Origin of the sequence: Methylobacterium sp. Leaf117 (genome assembly GCF_001422985.1) — a bacterium.
Lineage (GTDB): Bacteria > Pseudomonadota > Alphaproteobacteria > Rhizobiales > Beijerinckiaceae > Methylobacterium.
The window spans coordinates 400,102-415,253 of the sequence record NZ_LMNL01000023.1; the positions used below are offsets into that span (position 1 = coordinate 400,102).

Genomic DNA, 15,152 nt, shown 5'->3' on the forward strand with positions numbered 1-15,152 from the left:
CGACGCCCCGAGCGAGAGACGAGACGCCGCCTTGGCCCTGCATTGCACGCCCCATATCGCCATCGACGAGGCGGAACTCGAGGAGACGTTCGTGCGCGCCTCCGGTCCCGGCGGCCAGAACGTCAACAAACTTTCCACCGCCGTGCAGCTGCGCTTCGACGCCCGGCGCTCGGCCTCCCTGCCCGACGCCGTGGCGGTGCGGCTGATGCGGCTGGCCGGCCGGCGCCTCACGGTGGACGGCGTCATCGTGATCAGCGCCCAGCGCTTCCGGACCCAGGATCGCAACCGGGCCGACGCCCGCGAGCGGCTGGCCGAACTCGTGGCCGAGGCGGCGGTGCCGCCGACGCCGCGCCGCGCCACGCGGCCGACTCTCGCCTCGAAGAAGCGCCGCCTCGACGACAAGTCGAAGCGGAGCGCGACCAAGCGCCTGCGCGGGAGCGGGGGCGCCGATTAGGGCGGTGGGACCGCCCCGGCGCGGGCGGCGCCGATCAGGGCCGGACCGCCGCCGTGCCGTCCGGCGGGTGTGTCTCGACCTCGCCGCTGACATAGGCGCTGCCGGGCTTGGCGATGGTCAACCCGAGGGCGATGATCGCCAGGAGGGCCGAGACGGCCGCGGGAAACAGGAAGGCGTCCTCGCCGTAACGCATCTGCAGGAAGCCGCCGATGACCGCGCCGGTGCTGAGCGCCGCCCAGAGCGGCGCCTGGATCCAGAACGAGGGCGCCACCGTGCCGAGGAGCAGGTTCGCGAGGCCGGTTCCGAATCGCACCACCGCACCGGTCACGTAGGTGAGCGCGAGGCTGCGCCCGCCCTCGTCCTGCAGGGTCGCGTTCTGAAGGCCGAGCGCGATCACGATGGGATAGGCGTGGAGCGGGAACGCGAAGGTCCCGTGCGGGACGATCAGGCCGATGGTGAGCAGGACGGATTGCAGCAGGAGCAGCACCGACAGGCGCCAGCGCCCGACCCAGGCGGCGATCAAGGTTCCGGCAAAGGCGCCGAAGCAGAACAGCACGATGACGGAGGCGACCCGCGAGGTGCTCTCCCAGTCGAACCGGCTCACCGACACGCCGAAGCGCGTCGTGTTCCCGCTCATGAACGACATGAACAGCTGCGAGAATTCGAGGAAGCCGATGGAATCGGCGCAGCCCGCCACCGCCGAGAGCGCCAGCGCGAAGGGAATCCGCGTCGCGGCGCTCGCCGGAAACGACTTGTTCTGCGGCTCTGCCATGAGATCTCCAATGTGCTTGTGGGGCGTGCCGGTCTGCGCGGGGCGACACAGTCGGCGAAGGGCGGTCGGGACAGCACCGAGGCAAGCCGATGATGCCGTCAGGGGCGGCGCGACGCGGACGGGGCCCGGTGCGCCTGAAGCGCCCGGGTCCAGGCTGGCAACAGCGACGCTGAGTTTTGGTTCAACCGTGTTGCCCGCCCGGGTTCAAGGGGCGCAACGGGATCGTGATCGCCGCGCAGGCCGTGCCCTCACGACGTGCCCTCACGACGTGCCATCACGACGCGCCACCACGATCCGGCCCGCCACGTCGGCCCCGTTCTCGCGGCGGATCACGGCAGGCGCGAGGGTCTCCGGCGTGAAGCCGGAACGCGTCAGGGTGTCCCGCACCAGGGGGTCGCCATGGGCGTAGCGGGCATCCGGCCCGAGCACCCATCCGTCGCCGGGGTGGGACTGGACCGTGAAGGCGAGGTGCCCGCCCGGCCGCAGAACCCGTGCGGCGCCGGCCAGCATCCCGACCATGTCGCCGACATAGATCAGGACGTCGGCCGCGGTGACGCAATCGGCGCCGCCGGCCGCTTCGGCCGCCAGGGCGGCGACGAGTTCACCCTCCACCAGCCGGTGATAGCCGCCGCGCCGGGCGGCCTCGGCCAGCATCCGGGGCGACAGGTCGATCCCCGTGAGATGGGTCGGCCGGTGGCCGAGGGCGGCGCCGACGAGCCCGGTGCCGCAGCCGAGATCGATCACCCGGCCGAGCGGCGTGCCGCTCCCCACCAGCGCATCGAGGGCCTCCACCAGCAGGTCCGGCCCGCGATAAGCCAGGCCGCCGACGAGGTGGCGGTCGAAGCGCGGGGCATAGGCGTCGAACAGCGCCCGCACGTAGCCCGGCGAGATCGCCGTGAGGGCCGCGCCCGCGCCGATCCGCACCAGGGCGATGCGCGCGCCTTGCGCGTCGTCGGGGTCGATCTCCAGCGCATTGGCGTAGGCGCGCAGGGCGGCATGATGGTCGTCGGGCCGACCGGTCCGGCCATGGCGGGCCTCGCGGGCGCGGCCGAGGAGGAACCAGGCCGGGGCGAAGCGGGGCGCGATCTCCAGGCATTGCTCGGCCATCTCGGCGGCGGCGTCGGGGTCGCCCTCGTCGAGGCAGGCTTGGGCATAGGCGTAGCGCCGGTCAGCGAGGAAGTCGCCGGAGGTGATCGTGCGGGACATGTGGCTGCGCGTGGGCCTCGGGCGCCCTATATGCCGCGCCGATGACATTCAGCGCCAGCGATCTTCTCACCCTGACCCGGGAGGGGCTGTACTGCCCCCTCGGTGGCTTCCACGTCGACCCGACCTGGCCGGTGCCCCGCGCCCTCATCACCCACGGCCATGCCGACCATGCCCGGGCGGGTCACGGCCGGGTGATGGCGACGCCCGAGACCCTGCGCATCATGGCGGTGCGCTACGGAGCCGATTTTTGCGAGAGCCGGCAGGAGGCGCCCCTGGGCGAGGCGATCCGCATCGGCGACGTCACGGTACGCTTCGCCCCCGCCGGGCACGTGCTGGGCTCGGCCCAGATCGCGATCGAGGCGCAGGGCGTGCGGGTGGTGGTCTCGGGCGATTACAAGCGCGCCTACGATCCGACCTGCCTGCCGTTCGAGGTGGTGCCCTGCGATGTCTTCATCACCGAGGCGACCTTCGGCCTGCCGGTGTTCCGGATGCCGGACACCCGCGACGAGGTGCGCAAGCTCATCGATTCGGTGGCCCTGTTTCCCGAGCGCGCCCACATCGTCGGCGCCTACGCGCTCGGCAAGGCGCAGAGGGTGATGGCCCTGCTGCGGGAGGCCGGCTACGACCGGCCGATCTACCTGCACGGCGCCATGGAAAAGCTGACCGAGCTCTACAAGCAGGAGGGGATTGCGCTGGGCGAGACCCCCAAGGTGGTGGCCACCGAGCGCGGCAAGCTGCACGGCGCCATCGTGCTGTGCCCGCCCTCCTCGATTCAGGACGTATGGTCGAGAAAATTCCCCGACCCCGTCACGGCGTTCGCCTCCGGCTGGATGCGGGTGCGGGCCCGGGCGCGCCAGAAGGGCGTCGAACTCCCGCTCTGCATCTCCGACCATTCCGACTGGCCGGACCTGTGCCGCACGATCCGGGAGACCGGGGCCGGCGAGGTCTGGGTCACCCACGGGCAGGAGGACGCCCTGGTGCATTGGTGCGGGACGCAAGGCATCAAGGCCAAGCCCCTGCACCTGCTCGGCTACGGCGACGACGGCGAGTCCGAGCCGACCGCCGCACCCGAGGAGGCCATGGCATGAACGACTTCGCCCATCTCCTCGACCGCCTCGCCTACGAGCCGCGCCGCAACGCCAAGCTGCGCCTGCTGCAGGATTACTTCGCCCATGCCCCGGACCCGGAGCGCGGCTACGCCCTGGCGGCGATGACCGGCGGCCTGAGCTTTCGCGAGGCCAAGCCCGCGATGATCCGGGGGCTGGTGGAGGCCCGCGTCGATCCGGTGCTGTTCGGGCTCTCGCACAACTACGTCGGCGATCTCGCCGAGACCACGGCGCTGATCTGGCCGGCACCCCTGGCCCAGGATGGCGAGGCGGTCGTCGGCCCCGGCCACAACAATCCGCCCCCGCACGTGCCCACCCTCGCCGAGGTGGTCGAGACCCTCGGCACCGTGAAGAAGGCGGACCTGCCCGCCCGGATCGCCGCGTGGCTCGATGCCCTCGACGAGACGGGGCGCTGGGCGCTCCTGAAGCTGATCACCGGCGCGCTCCGGGTCGGCGTCTCGGCCCGCCTCGCCAAGACCGCCATCGGGGCGCTCGGCGGCCACGAGGCCGATGCGGTCGAGGAGGTCTGGCACGGGCTCGAACCGCCCTACGCCACCCTGTTCGCCTGGGTCGAGGGCCGGGCCGAGCGTCCCACCACCCTCAACCCGGCCCCGTTCCGGCCGCCGATGCTCTCGCACCCGATCGACGAGGAGGCGGATTTCGAAAAACTCGATCCGGCGGCGTTCTCCGGCGAGTGGAAATGGGACGGCATCCGGGTCCAGCTTGTCGGCGGACGGGACGAGGCCGGGGTGCAGGTGGCGCGGATCTATTCCCGCACCGGCGAGGACATCTCCGGCGCCTTCCCGGATCTGGCCGAGGCCATCACCTTCTCGGGCGCCATCGACGGCGAATTGCTGATCCTGCGCGAGGAGCGCGTGCAGAGCTTCAACGTGCTGCAGCAGCGCCTGAACCGAAAGGCCGTGACGCCGAAGCTGCTGGAGGAGTTTCCCGCCCATGTCCGCGCCTACGACCTGATGCAGGCGGAGGGCGAGGATTTGCGCCCGCTGCCCTTCGAAGCGCGCCGGCAGCGGCTCGAGGCGTTCGTCGCCGCCCTCGACCACGCCCGCATCGACCTCTCGCCCCTGGTGGCCTTCACCACCTGGGACGAGCTGGCCGCCGCGCGCGCCGATCCGGCCGCTGTCGGCGCCGGCGAGGATGCCGACGCCATCGAGGGCGTCATGCTGAAAGCCCGCGACAGCGTCTATCTGCCGGGCCGGCCCAAGGGGCCGTGGTGGAAGTGGAAGCGCGAGCCGTTCCGCGTCGACACCGTGATGATGTACGCCCAGCGCGGGCACGGAAAGCGCTCGTCGTTCTATTCCGACTACACCTTCGGCGTCTGGCGCGACCGCGAGGACGGCACGCCCGAACTCGTGCCGGTCGGCAAGGCCTATCACGGCTTCACCGATGCCGAGCTCGCCAAGCTCGACCGCTACGTCCGCAACAACACCACCAAGCGCTTCGGCCCGGTGCGCGAGGTGTCCTACGGCCTCGACCACGGCCTCGTGCTGGAGATCGCCTTCGAGGGCGTCCAGCGCTCGACCCGGCACAAGTCCGGCGTCGCCATGCGGTTTCCCCGGGTGGCCCGCATCCGCTGGGACAAGCCGGCGGCGGAGGCCGACCGGATCGACGCCCTGGAGACCATCCTGGCCCGCGGCGAGCGCGAGATCGCGCCGGGCGAAACCCTGACGGAGGCGCAAGGATGAGGCCGACGGGAAAAATCAGCGCGGTGCAGGGGTTCGCCAGCGGTGCGGCGACGCGTCAGGCCGGCGCCACGATCACGGTCTCGACCCCGGGCCAGGGCTTCACCGACATCACCCGGGCGGTGGCGGCGTTCCTGGCGCAGGGCGGGATCGCGGACGGCCTCGTCACGGTGTTCTGCCGGCACACCTCGGCCTCCCTGACGATCCAGGAGAACGCCGACCCGGACGTGCAGACCGACCTCCTGACCGCCCTCGACGGCCTCGCCCCCCGCCATGCCGGCTACGTCCACGGTGCCGAGGGACCGGACGACATGCCGGCCCATATCCGCACGATGGTGACGGATTCGAGCCTGTCGATCCCGGTGGCGGGCGGCCGCCTCGCCCTGGGGACGTGGCAGGGGATCTACCTCGTCGAGCACCGCGACCGGCCGCACCGGCGCGAGATCGTGCTGCAGGCGCTCGGGGCGTGATCGCCGGCGCCGCTCGCCGGTTGGGTCATCGCCGGTTCGGTCATCGCCGGATCAGGATCACCCCGCCGATCAGGAGCGCCACCCCGATCATGCGCGGCCCGTCGAGGGCGCGCTGGGCGAGGCCGAGCCAGCCGAAATGGTCGAACGCCACCGAGGCGAGCATCTGTCCGGTGACCAGCAGCGCCAGGAAGGTGGCGGCACCGAGCTGCGGCACCAGGATGGTGGCCAGGGCGATGAAGACCGCGCCGAAGAACCCGCCGCTCCAGGCCCACCAGGGAATGCGCGCCGCCAGGCCCGCCGCCGGCAGCGGATCGCGCAGGGCCAGGGCCAGCACCACCATCGACAGCAGCCCCACGAAGTAGCTCGCGAACCCGGCCCAGGCCGAGGAGTTCAGGGCGATCCGCAGGTTCGCGATCAACGCCTGCTGCACCACGATGCTGGCGCCCGCCATGATCGAGAGGGCGAGGGGAAGCACGAGGTTGAGCATGGGCCCGTGACCTTCTGGGGACATGGTGCCGCGAGCCCGTTCGGGACCGGCTGGCTGGGGCGCCTTGACAACCACCGCCGAGCCATGCCGTCAAATGACGAGTTCGCTCGTTTCCATTCCGATCAGGCATGTCGCGGCTGGAAAGGTCCAACCAGCATAATCCGGCCGACATAATCCGGCCGGCATGATTCAAATGGCATGATCAATCCCGCCCATCTCGATCTCTTCCGCGCCGTGATGCGCCATGGCGGCATGACGCGGGCCGCCGCGATCCTGGGCATCGGCCAGCCCCATGTCAGCCGCGCCATGGCGCAGCTCGAGGCTGAACTCGGGCTGTCCCTGTTCGTGCGAGGCCATGGCAGTGCCCGTCCGACGCCCGAAGGCGAAGCCTTCGCCCGCGAGGTCGAGAGAACCTATGCGGGGCTCGACCATCTCGCTGCCACGGCCCGCCAGATCCGCGAACTCGGCACCGGCCCGCTCAGGATCGCCTGTCAGCCCTCCCTCGCCTCACGGCTGCTGCCGCGGGCGATCCGCCGCCTCGTCGCCGAGCATCCGGGCGTGCGCGTCTCCGTCCATGTCCCGAGCCCCGAAACGATCTGGGCGTGGACCGCCTCCGGCCAATGCGATCTCGGGCTCACCCGGCCTCGTTCCGGTTATGCCGGCGTGATCGGCGAGTCGTTTCTCACGGTCGACGCGGTCTGCGCCGTCCCGCGCACGCACCCCTTGGCGCGCCAGCGCAGCATCGGGGTCGCGGACCTTGCCGGGGAGACGCTGATCGCGGGCGGCCCCGGCCTGTTCCAGGAGGCCGTCGCGGCGCGGTTCGCGGCCGCTGGCCTGACCCCGCGCTTCACCCTGATGGCCCAGTATACGGCGGCCCGTTGCGGCCTCGTCGCCGAGGGGCTGGGGCTCGCCGTGGTCGATCCCCTTCCGGCCCGCGAACTCACCGGCCTGCCGATCGTGCTGCGGCCGTTCCGGCCCGCCCTGCCGATCGACACGATGCTGATCCGTCCGGCGAGCCGGCCACCGGGGCATCTCGCGGAACGCCTGATCGCCTTCCTGCGGCTGGAGCGTGACCGGTTGCCGTCACGCTCTTCACCTTGAGCGCTGAGCCCCTGCGCACTCGGTCGCTGCGCACCCGGTCCCTGCGCACTCTCCCCCTGCCGATGCGGACGCCCCCACTTCCGTCAGCGCGTGATCGCCGAACTCACGCCCGGATTCACGGTTCTCGCAGCATCGGCGATGGGAACACGGATGATGGGAGGAACGCGATGAAGGCACTAGTCTGGCACGGCGCCCAGGACATTCGCTGCGAATCTGTACCCGATCCGCGGATCGAGGACGATCGGGATGCGATCATCAAGGTCACGGCCTGCGCCATCTGCGGATCCGACCTGCATCTCTACGACCACTTCATGCCCGGCATGGAGAAGGGCGACGTCATGGGCCACGAGTTCATGGGCGAGGTGGTCGAGACCGGCAAGGGCGTCAACGGCACCCTGCGCAAGGGCGAGCGGGTGGTGATCCCGTTCACCATCATTTGCGGCGAGTGCGACCAGTGCAAACGCGGCTTCTTCTCGGTCTGCGAGCGCTCGAACCGCAACAAGCACCTCGCCGCCAAGGCGTTCGGGCACACCACCGCCGGGCTGTTCGGCTACACCCACCTCACCGGCGGCTATCAGGGCGGGCAGGCCGAGTACGTCCGCGTGCCCTTCGCGGACAAGACCCACATCAAGGTGCCGGACGGGCTCACCGACGAGCAGGTCCTGTTCCTCGGCGACATCTTCCCGACCGGTTGGCAGGCGGCGGTGCAGGCCGACATCCAGCCCACCGACACGGTGGCGATCTGGGGCGCCGGTCCCGTCGGCCAGATGGCGATCCGCTCCGCGATCCTGCTCGGCGCCCGCCAGGTGGTGTGCATCGACCGGGTGCCCGAGCGCCTGGAGATGGCTCGCGCCGGCGGCGCCGTGACCATCGACAACAGCACCGAGAGCACCGTCGAGCGCCTGAACCAGCTCACCTCCGGCAAGGGCCCGGAGAAGTGCATCGACGCCGTCGGCATGGAGGCGCACGCCCCCCGGGCGCTGGAGCAAGTCTACGACCGGGTCAAACAGGCCATGATGCTGGAGAGCGACCGGGCCACGGTTCTGCGCGAGATGATCTATGTCTGTCGCCCGGCCGGCATCCTCTCGATTCCGGGCGTCTATGGCGGGCTCGTCGACAAGATCCCGATGGGCGCCCTGATGAACAAGGGGCTGACGCTCCGCACCGGGCAGACCCACGTCAACCGTTGGACCGACGATCTCGTCGCCCGCATCGCCGATGGCCAGATCGACCCGTCCTTCGTGATCACCCACCGGGGCGGACTGGCGGACGGTCCGGACCTCTACAAGACCTTCCGCGACAAGAAGGACAACTGCATCAAGGTCGTGCTCCGGCCCTGACCGTCCGCTCCCGTATCCAGACCGAATCAGGAGGCCCGCATGCCCGCATCCGCGTCCCGTCAGGAGCCGAGCGCCCACCGCGCACGCGGGGGAGCCGACGCCCCGTCCGCCCGGCTGTCCTCGGACCGCCGCCGCCGGCCCGATCCGTCCACCCGCCAAGTGGCGCGGGGCCTCGGCTGGTTCTCCCTCGCCCTCGGGGTCACGGAGGTCACCTGCGGCGACGCGATCGCCCGCTGGCTCGGCATGCCGCGCGCCGGTGCCCTGGTGCGGGCCTACGGTGTCCGCGAGATCGTCCAGGGCGCCGGCATCCTGGGCGCGCACGATCCGACGCCCTGGATCTGGGCCCGGGTCGCCGGAGACGGCCTCGACCTCGCCACCGTGCTGCCGGGCCTCACCGGCGATCCGCGTCATCGCGCCAACACCGCCGTCGCCCTCGGCGCGCTGGCCGGCGTCGGCGTGGTCGATCTGCTCTGCGCCCGGGCGCTCTCGGATGCGCCGCTGGCCCCCTCGGAGCCGGTGCGGGCGGATTACCGGAGCCGCAGCGGCTTTCCGAGGGGTGTCGCGGCGATGCGCGGCGCCGCCCGCGACGTCCGGCCCCGGGACTTCACCACGCCGGAAAGTCTGCGAGCGTGGAGCTAGACGCGTCGGTCTCACCCGACTGTGACCGCGCGGCGGGCAACGATCCGGGCTGAGACAACTTGGGCAGGGGTGACGCCACGTTCGGGGCGCGCTTTTCATCCCTGACTCACGAGTGTTTGATGACGCCTCAATTCTGGCTTTGGCTCGGCTTTGCCGGCATGGCGGCGGGGGCCGCCGCGATCCTGTTCCTGGGCAAGCGCCGCACCCAGGCCGAGGAGGCGGATACGATCATCCACGGGATCGTGCCGATCATCGCCGCCTGTTCCTATTTCGCGATGGCGACCGGGCAGGGCAACATCCTTCTCCCGGCCGGTCCCGAGGCGGCCGACACCGCGCGCCAGTTCTATTTCGCGCGCTACATCGACTGGACCTTCACCACGCCCCTGCTGCTGCTCGGCCTCGCGCGCACCGCGATGCATTCGGGCATGCGCCGCCCGGCCGTCGTCTGGGGTCTGATCGGCTCCGATCTGATCATGATCGTCACGGCCCTGGCCTTCGGCCTGTCCACGGTCGCCTGGATCAAGTGGACCTGGTTCGCCATCTCGTGCGGCGCGTTCGCGGCGGTGTTCTACGGGATATTCGTCCAGCTGCGCGAGGAGAACGCGGCCGAGCGGGCCGACGTGCAATCCGATTTCCGGCGCAACGCCGTGTTCCTGACCGCGGTATGGTGCGCCTATCCGGTGGTGCTCCTCGTCGGACAGGACGGTCTCGGCATCCTGTCGCCGGCCGTGGCCCTGGCCGTCGTGGCGATCCTCGATCTCACCGCCAAGGTCGTCTACGGCATCATGGCCACCCGGGAGACCACCCGCGCCGTCGACCGCGACCTCGCCGAAGGCCATGCCGCGGCGACGCCCCTGCGCCGGGCGGCCTGACGGAATGGCGGCGCGCGCGTCCATCCCGTTCCGCGGGACACCGGTTCGAACGCGCCGCCGGATCTGGGCGGGAGCGGAGGCATGGCTGCTGCCGGCAGCGGGTGCGCTCGTCGCGCTCGTGCTGGTCGCCTCTACCCTCCTGCCGCGCGAGGCCTCCTGGCTCGTCGCCCTCACGGTCGTCATCGTCCTCGGTGTCCCGCACGGCGCCCTCGACGGCGCGGTGGCGGCGCCCCTGCTGCGCCCACGCTATGGCCGGGCCTGGTTCGGGATCTTCGCGGTCCCGTATCTCGGCCTCGCGGCGCTGGTTCTCGTCGCCTGGCAGATCGCGCCCCTCGTCACCCTGGCGGGCTTCCTCGCCCTCTCGGTGATGCATTTCGGGGAGGAAGATGCCGGCCCGGGGCGGCCGTTCGAGGCCCTGGTGCGCGGGGCTCTGCCGATCGCGCTGCCGGCTCTGCTGCGCCCCGACGAGACGGCCGGCCTTTTCGCGGTTGTCACGCGGGTCGCCCTCCCGCAACTCCCCGTCTGGTGGAGCGCCGCGTCGTGGCTCTGGCTGGGTCTGGCGGCCTGCTGGATCGTCGGCCAGCGTCGTCGTCCGACGGTGCTGGCCGAGATGGCCGCGCTCGCCTGCGCCTTCTGGCTGCTGCCGCCGCTTGCCGCCTTCACCCTGTACTTCGTCGGTCTGCACGGACCCCGTCACATGCGCGCCCTGGTGCGCGACCCGCACCGGGCGCCCGGCATCGAGACGATGCGGCGGGCGGTGCGCGCGTCGCTGCCGGTGTTCGGCCTGACGCTCCTGATCGGCGCCGTGCTGTGGCCGCTCTACGCCGCCGGGTCCCCGGATGCCGCCGCCGCCCTGCTGGCCCTGACGCTGCAGATGCTCTCCGCCCTGACCGTGCCGCATGTCCTGCTCGACCGGCTGGCGGGCCGGCTCGGAGCCTCGTCGCTGGAGGTCCCGGCTTGCGCCCCGATCAGGCGCCCGCAGCCGGCACCGTCTCGGCGGTGAATCTGGCGAACCCCTTGGCGCGCAGGTCGCAGGCCGGGCACTGGCCGCAGCCGTGGCCCCAGGGATGGCGGTCGCCGCGGGTGCCGAGATAGCAGGTGTGGCTGTCCTCGACGATGAGGTCGACGAGCGCCCGGCCGCCGAGGTCTTCGGCCAGCCGCCAAGTCTCGGCCTTGTCGATCCACATCAGCGGCGTGTGTAGCACGAAGCGGCGATCCATGCCGAGGTTGAGCGCCACCTGCAGCGCCTTGATGGTGTCGTCCCGGCAATCCGGGTAGCCGGAATAATCCGTCTCGCACATGCCGCCGACGAGATGCGTCAGCGACCGGCGGTAGGCGAGCGCCGCCGCGAAGGTGAGGAACAGCAGGTTGCGGCCCGGCACGAAGGTGTTGGGCAGACCGCCCGCCTCGAACGCGATGGCGGTATCGCGGGTCAGCGCGGTCTCGGAGACCTGCCCGAGGGCGTCCAGCGCCAGGGTGTGATCCTCGCCGAGGCGCGCCGCCCATTCGGGTTTCAGGGCGGCGATGCCCCGCCGCAGGGTGTCCCGGCAGTCGAGTTCGATGCGGTGGCGCTGGCCGTAATCGAAGCCCAGCGTCTCCACGCGCTCGAAGCGCTCCAGGGCCCAGGCGAGGCAGGTCGTCGAATCCTGTCCCCCGGAGAACAGGACCAGGGCGCTGCCCGCGCTCATCGGTGGCTCTCGCCCTCGTACTCGGCCCAGGACATCGGCGTCTCGTAGACCTTCACGGAGGAGAGGGCCGGCAGCGCCGCCTTGGTGCGCTCCCAGATCCAGGCCGCGATGTGCTCGGCGGTGGGGTTCTCCAGCCCCTCGATCTCGTTGAGGCAATAATGGTCGAGGCGGGCCAGGACCGGCGCGAAGGCGTGCTCCACATCGAAGAAATCCACCACCCAGCCGGTGGCCGGGTCGACGGCGCCCGAGAGGGTGAGTTCGACCCGGTAGGAATGCCCGTGCATGCGGTGGCAGCGATGGGTCTCGGGCACGTTCGGCAGGCGGTGGGCCGCCTCGAAGGTGAAGGCTTGGGTGATTTTCATCGGGTGATCTTCATCGTGCGAGCGGACGGGATCCTGCGGGGTTCCTCACGGAATCCCGATGATCTTGTGGGTCTGGAGCGACAGGCGCCAGCGCGCGTCGCGCCGGCAATAGGCCACGGCCTCGGCGGTGTTGGCGAGCCGGTCCGGTCCGTCCATCGGCTGGAGCCAGTGGTGGCGGAAATCGAGATCCGCGAAGGCGTCCGGGGTGGCCTCGGCCTGCGGGAAGACCAGCTTCAGCTCGTGGCCGCTGCGCTGGACGATGGGGTTGCCGGCCTTCGGGCTGACGCAGATCCAGTCGATGCCCGGCGGGGCCGCCAGGGTGCCGTTGGTCTCGACCGCGATCTCGAAGCCCTGCGCGTGGACGGCGGCGATCAGGGCCTCGTCGAGCTGGAGCAGGGGCTCGCCGCCGGTGAAGACGACGTAGCGGTGGCGCGGCCCGCCCGCCCAGGTTTTCGCGATGGCGTCGGCCAGATCCGGCGCGGTGGAGAACCGCCCGCCGCCCTCGCCATCCATCCCGATGAAGTCGGTGTCGCAGAACCGGCAGGCGGCGGTGGCGCGGTCCTCCTCGCGGCCGGACCAGAGATTGCAGCCGGCAAAGCGGCAGAACACCGCGGCGCGGCCCGCCTGCGCGCCCTCGCCCTGGAGAGTGTGGAACAGTTCCTTGACCGCGTAACCCATCACGTCCTCGGCGCCCGACCCCGCATCGACCCGGCCGGCGCTCCTTAAGCCTTGCAAGACTCTCGTGCCATCGCCCGGCGCCCGGCAGAACCCCGGCGCCTGCCAAAGCTGCCTCCCGCGCACATAAGGGCCGTGCGGCGCCGGCACCACAGCGCCGAGGCGGCACCCACCCATGCGCTGAACCGGCCTATACCATGTAATTGCCGACTCCTCGCATCTGCGAGACGGTCCGCCATGCTGTTGCCACGGAACCCGTCTTGATGGGGGTCGTGCCACCCTCCGGCGACCTGCGCATCGGCGCTTGATGCCGCCCCAGGTCGATGGCATGCAAGCTTGGCCGTTGACCGGCCGTCCTCCCGGGCCGATCCTCGATCGCGCCGTTGCGTTCCTTTCTGAGACAGGCCTGATGTCGAACGGATTGTTGAGGCGGCTCGTCGTTGGTCTCGCGGTGGCGGCGGGATTGCTCGGCGCCGGACCCGCGAGCGCCGTGACGGCCCCGATCCTGGTGATCGACGTCGATTCCGGCAAGGTGATCTACGGCCAGGCGGCCACCGACCCGTGGTTTCCCGCCTCCATCACCAAGCTGATGACCGCCTACGTCGCCCTCGACCTGGTGCGGCAGGGCAAGCTCTCCCTCGACACGCTCCTGACGATCTCGCCGGCGGCCGCCGCCGAGCCGCCCTCGAAGATGGGCTTCCGGCCGGGCACCAAGCTCACCCTCGACAACGCCCTGAAGATCATCATGGTCAAGTCGGCCAACGACGTGGCCTGGGCGATCGGCGAGAATCTCGGCGGCTCGGTCGAGGGCTTCGCCCAGATGATGAACGAGACCGCCCAGCGCATCGGCATGCGGGAAAGCCGCTGGACCAATCCGAACGGCCTGCCGGATGCGCGGCAATGGACCTCGGCCCGCGACATGGCCGTTCTCGGCCGCGCCCTCATCCGCGATTTCCCCGAAAGCCGGGCTTTGTTCTCGATCAGCGCCATCCAGTTCGGCCGCTCGGTCATGGCCAATCACAACGGCCTGCTCGGGCGCTATGCCGGCGCCGACGGCATGAAGACCGGGTTCATCTGCTCGGGCGGCTTCAACGTGGTGGCCACCGCGACCCGCAACGGCCGCCGCATCCTCACGGTGGTGATGGGCCAGCCCAGCGCCCGCGAGCGCGACCTGAAGGCCGCCGATCTGTTCGATTACGGCTTCGGCCAGTCCCCGGGTTGGGGTGCCCAGACCCTCGACGCCCTGCCGACCTCGGGCGTCTCCGAGCCTCCGGACCTGCGGCCCTATATCTGCGACCGCAAGAAGCCGATGCCGGTGGACGAGGGCCAGGGCGCCATCACGGCGAGCGCGGGCGCCGCCGGAGCCAGCGCCGACAACGCCAACGCGCAGCTGATGGCCGCCGCCGCGCCGCCCTCCGCGGCGCTGGCCTTCGCCACCATGAACAGCGCGGCCCTGCGCAACCGCGCCCTGCCGCCGCGCGCGCCGCTGCAGCCGATCCTGGTCTGGATCGGGCGCGATCCGGCCGAAGGCGCCATCGCGCTCAACGAGCAGGAGGAGGCCGAGAAGGCCGAGAAGGCGGCCAAGGTCGCCGAGGCCCGCAAGGCCAAGCTCGACGCGGTCGCGGCCAAGCGCGAGGCGGCCCAGGCTGCCCGACAGGCGAAGGGCGCCGCAGCCGGATCGGCGAAGACGGCTGCCAATCCCGCCACCAAGCCCGCCACCAAGCCCGAGCCGAAGAAGGCGCTCGCCCGCGGCAAGGCCGGCGTTCCGGCCACGGCCAGCGCCTACGCTCCCGCCGACTCGACGCCCGTGCTGGAGGGCGCCCCGAAGCTGAAGGTCGGCACCGTTAAGAAGCCGGCGGCGAAGGTGGCCCCTAAGGCTGGGGGCAAGACCGATGCGAAGGCCGAGCGCAAGCCGGCCGGTGCCGCCGCGAAGGCGAAGGCCACCAAGTCGGCCGGCAAGGCCCAGGCCGACGAGTAGGACGGCCTCCCGGCATTCGCGTTCGCGTCGCGCGAGCGGGTTGATGGCCGGGCGGGCTATCGCACGCCCACGCTCGGCCCCAGAGCCGTCCACCTTCGGTCAGCGCGCGACGAGGGCAGAGCGCATTGCTGACGTGCTCGCCCACAGGCCCGTTGCAACACCGCGTCATTCCGGGGCCGCGGAGCGGAGCCCGGAATCCAGACACGCAGGGGGTGCAGAACTTTCCACCGTCGGCGGATCTGGAGTCCGGGCTCGCCTGCTGCGCCCCGGAATGACGGTGTGCTTCATACGCGGCCTTCCAT

16 protein-coding genes are annotated in these 15,152 nt (G+C 71.1%); 10 read left to right on the forward strand and 6 right to left on the reverse strand.

Annotated features, from left to right (window positions below):
- Positions 1 to 31 precede the first annotated feature (31 nt).
- Complete coding sequence (gene arfB / locus ASF57_RS13285; RefSeq protein ID WP_056179322.1) at positions 32 to 454, forward strand: alternative ribosome rescue aminoacyl-tRNA hydrolase ArfB; 423 nt, start codon at positions 32 to 34, stop codon at positions 452 to 454.
- A gap of 34 nt (positions 455 to 488) precedes the next feature.
- Here arfB and ASF57_RS13290 read toward each other — a convergent pair whose 3' ends face one another.
- Positions 489 to 1,226, reverse strand: coding sequence for a YoaK family protein (locus ASF57_RS13290; RefSeq protein ID WP_056179325.1), 738 nt, complete (start codon positions 1,224 to 1,226; stop codon positions 489 to 491).
- Positions 1,227 to 1,487: 261 nt separating this feature from the next.
- Positions 1,488 to 2,432 carry a methyltransferase gene (locus ASF57_RS13295; protein WP_056484026.1) on the reverse strand — a complete coding sequence of 315 codons (945 nt, stop codon included), beginning with the start codon at positions 2,430 to 2,432 and terminating at the stop codon, positions 1,488 to 1,490.
- A 41-nt stretch (positions 2,433 to 2,473) separates the two neighbouring features.
- On the opposite strand from ASF57_RS13295, the gene ASF57_RS13300 reads away from it, so the two are divergent.
- Genes ASF57_RS13300 through ASF57_RS13310 form a run of 3 tightly spaced genes read left to right on the forward strand, consistent with a single transcriptional unit; the run spans position 2,474 to position 5,708 of the window.
- A complete protein-coding gene (locus tag ASF57_RS13300; protein ID WP_056484029.1) occupies positions 2,474 to 3,520 on the forward strand; it encodes a ligase-associated DNA damage response exonuclease in 1,047 nt (348 codons plus the stop codon).
- On the forward strand, positions 3,517 to 5,241 hold the full coding sequence (locus ASF57_RS13305; RefSeq protein WP_056484032.1) for a cisplatin damage response ATP-dependent DNA ligase: 1,725 nt from the start codon (positions 3,517 to 3,519) through the stop codon (positions 5,239 to 5,241). The genes ASF57_RS13300 and ASF57_RS13305 overlap by 4 nt, the downstream gene beginning before the upstream one ends.
- On the forward strand, positions 5,238 to 5,708 hold the full coding sequence (locus ASF57_RS13310; protein ID WP_056484035.1) for a secondary thiamine-phosphate synthase enzyme YjbQ: 471 nt from the start codon (positions 5,238 to 5,240) through the stop codon (positions 5,706 to 5,708). Before ASF57_RS13305 ends, ASF57_RS13310 begins: the two co-directional genes overlap by 4 nt.
- A 40-nt stretch (positions 5,709 to 5,748) precedes the next feature.
- On the opposite strand, the gene ASF57_RS13315 is transcribed toward ASF57_RS13310, so the two are convergent.
- The gene (locus ASF57_RS13315) at positions 5,749 to 6,195 is read right to left on the reverse strand and encodes a DMT family transporter (RefSeq protein ID WP_056179343.1); all 447 of its coding nucleotides are present in this window, start codon (positions 6,193 to 6,195) and stop codon (positions 5,749 to 5,751) included.
- Positions 6,196 to 6,393: 198 nt separating this feature from the next.
- On the opposite strand from ASF57_RS13315, the gene ASF57_RS13320 reads away from it, so the two are divergent.
- The 5 genes from ASF57_RS13320 (at position 6,394) to ASF57_RS13340 (ending at position 11,150) form a co-directional block, all read left to right on the forward strand.
- Positions 6,394 to 7,296 carry a LysR family transcriptional regulator gene (locus tag ASF57_RS13320; protein WP_056484039.1) on the forward strand — a complete coding sequence of 301 codons (903 nt, stop codon included), beginning with the start codon at positions 6,394 to 6,396 and terminating at the stop codon, positions 7,294 to 7,296.
- A gap of 167 nt (positions 7,297 to 7,463) precedes the next feature.
- Entirely contained in the window at positions 7,464 to 8,636 is a 1,173-nt protein-coding gene (locus ASF57_RS13325) for a zinc-dependent alcohol dehydrogenase (RefSeq protein WP_056179346.1), read from the forward strand.
- A 39-nt stretch (positions 8,637 to 8,675) separates the two neighbouring features.
- Positions 8,676 to 9,275 carry a hypothetical protein gene (locus tag ASF57_RS13330; protein WP_056179350.1) on the forward strand — a complete coding sequence of 200 codons (600 nt, stop codon included), beginning with the start codon at positions 8,676 to 8,678 and terminating at the stop codon, positions 9,273 to 9,275.
- A 119-nt stretch (positions 9,276 to 9,394) separates the two neighbouring features.
- Positions 9,395 to 10,147, forward strand: coding sequence for a bacteriorhodopsin (locus ASF57_RS13335; RefSeq protein WP_056484560.1), 753 nt, complete (start codon positions 9,395 to 9,397; stop codon positions 10,145 to 10,147).
- 4 nt (positions 10,148 to 10,151) lie between these two features.
- Positions 10,152 to 11,150 carry a Brp/Blh family beta-carotene 15,15'-dioxygenase gene (locus ASF57_RS13340; RefSeq protein WP_082503929.1) on the forward strand — a complete coding sequence of 333 codons (999 nt, stop codon included), beginning with the start codon at positions 10,152 to 10,154 and terminating at the stop codon, positions 11,148 to 11,150.
- Here ASF57_RS13340 and queC read toward each other — a convergent pair.
- Genes queC through queE form a run of 3 tightly spaced genes read right to left on the reverse strand, consistent with a single transcriptional unit; the run spans position 11,116 to position 12,875 of the window.
- The gene (gene queC / locus ASF57_RS13345; protein ID WP_056179357.1) at positions 11,116 to 11,835 is read right to left on the reverse strand and encodes a 7-cyano-7-deazaguanine synthase QueC; all 720 of its coding nucleotides are present in this window, start codon (positions 11,833 to 11,835) and stop codon (positions 11,116 to 11,118) included. The two genes, ASF57_RS13340 and queC, sit on opposite strands and share 35 nt — an antisense overlap.
- Positions 11,832 to 12,197, reverse strand: a complete 366-nt coding sequence (queD, locus tag ASF57_RS13350; RefSeq protein ID WP_056484043.1) for a 6-carboxytetrahydropterin synthase QueD — start codon at positions 12,195 to 12,197, stop codon at positions 11,832 to 11,834. Before queD ends, queC begins: the two co-directional genes overlap by 4 nt.
- A gap of 45 nt (positions 12,198 to 12,242) precedes the next feature.
- Positions 12,243 to 12,875, reverse strand: coding sequence for a 7-carboxy-7-deazaguanine synthase (gene queE, locus ASF57_RS13355; protein ID WP_056484046.1), 633 nt, complete (start codon positions 12,873 to 12,875; stop codon positions 12,243 to 12,245).
- Between the two features lie 406 nt (positions 12,876 to 13,281).
- Here queE and ASF57_RS13360 point away from each other — a divergent pair, with 406 nt between their 5' ends.
- Positions 13,282 to 14,850 (forward strand): D-alanyl-D-alanine carboxypeptidase family protein, encoded by a 1,569-nt coding sequence (locus ASF57_RS13360; RefSeq protein WP_056484562.1) that lies wholly within the window; start codon positions 13,282 to 13,284, stop codon positions 14,848 to 14,850.
- Positions 14,851 to 15,152: the final 302 nt, after the last annotated feature.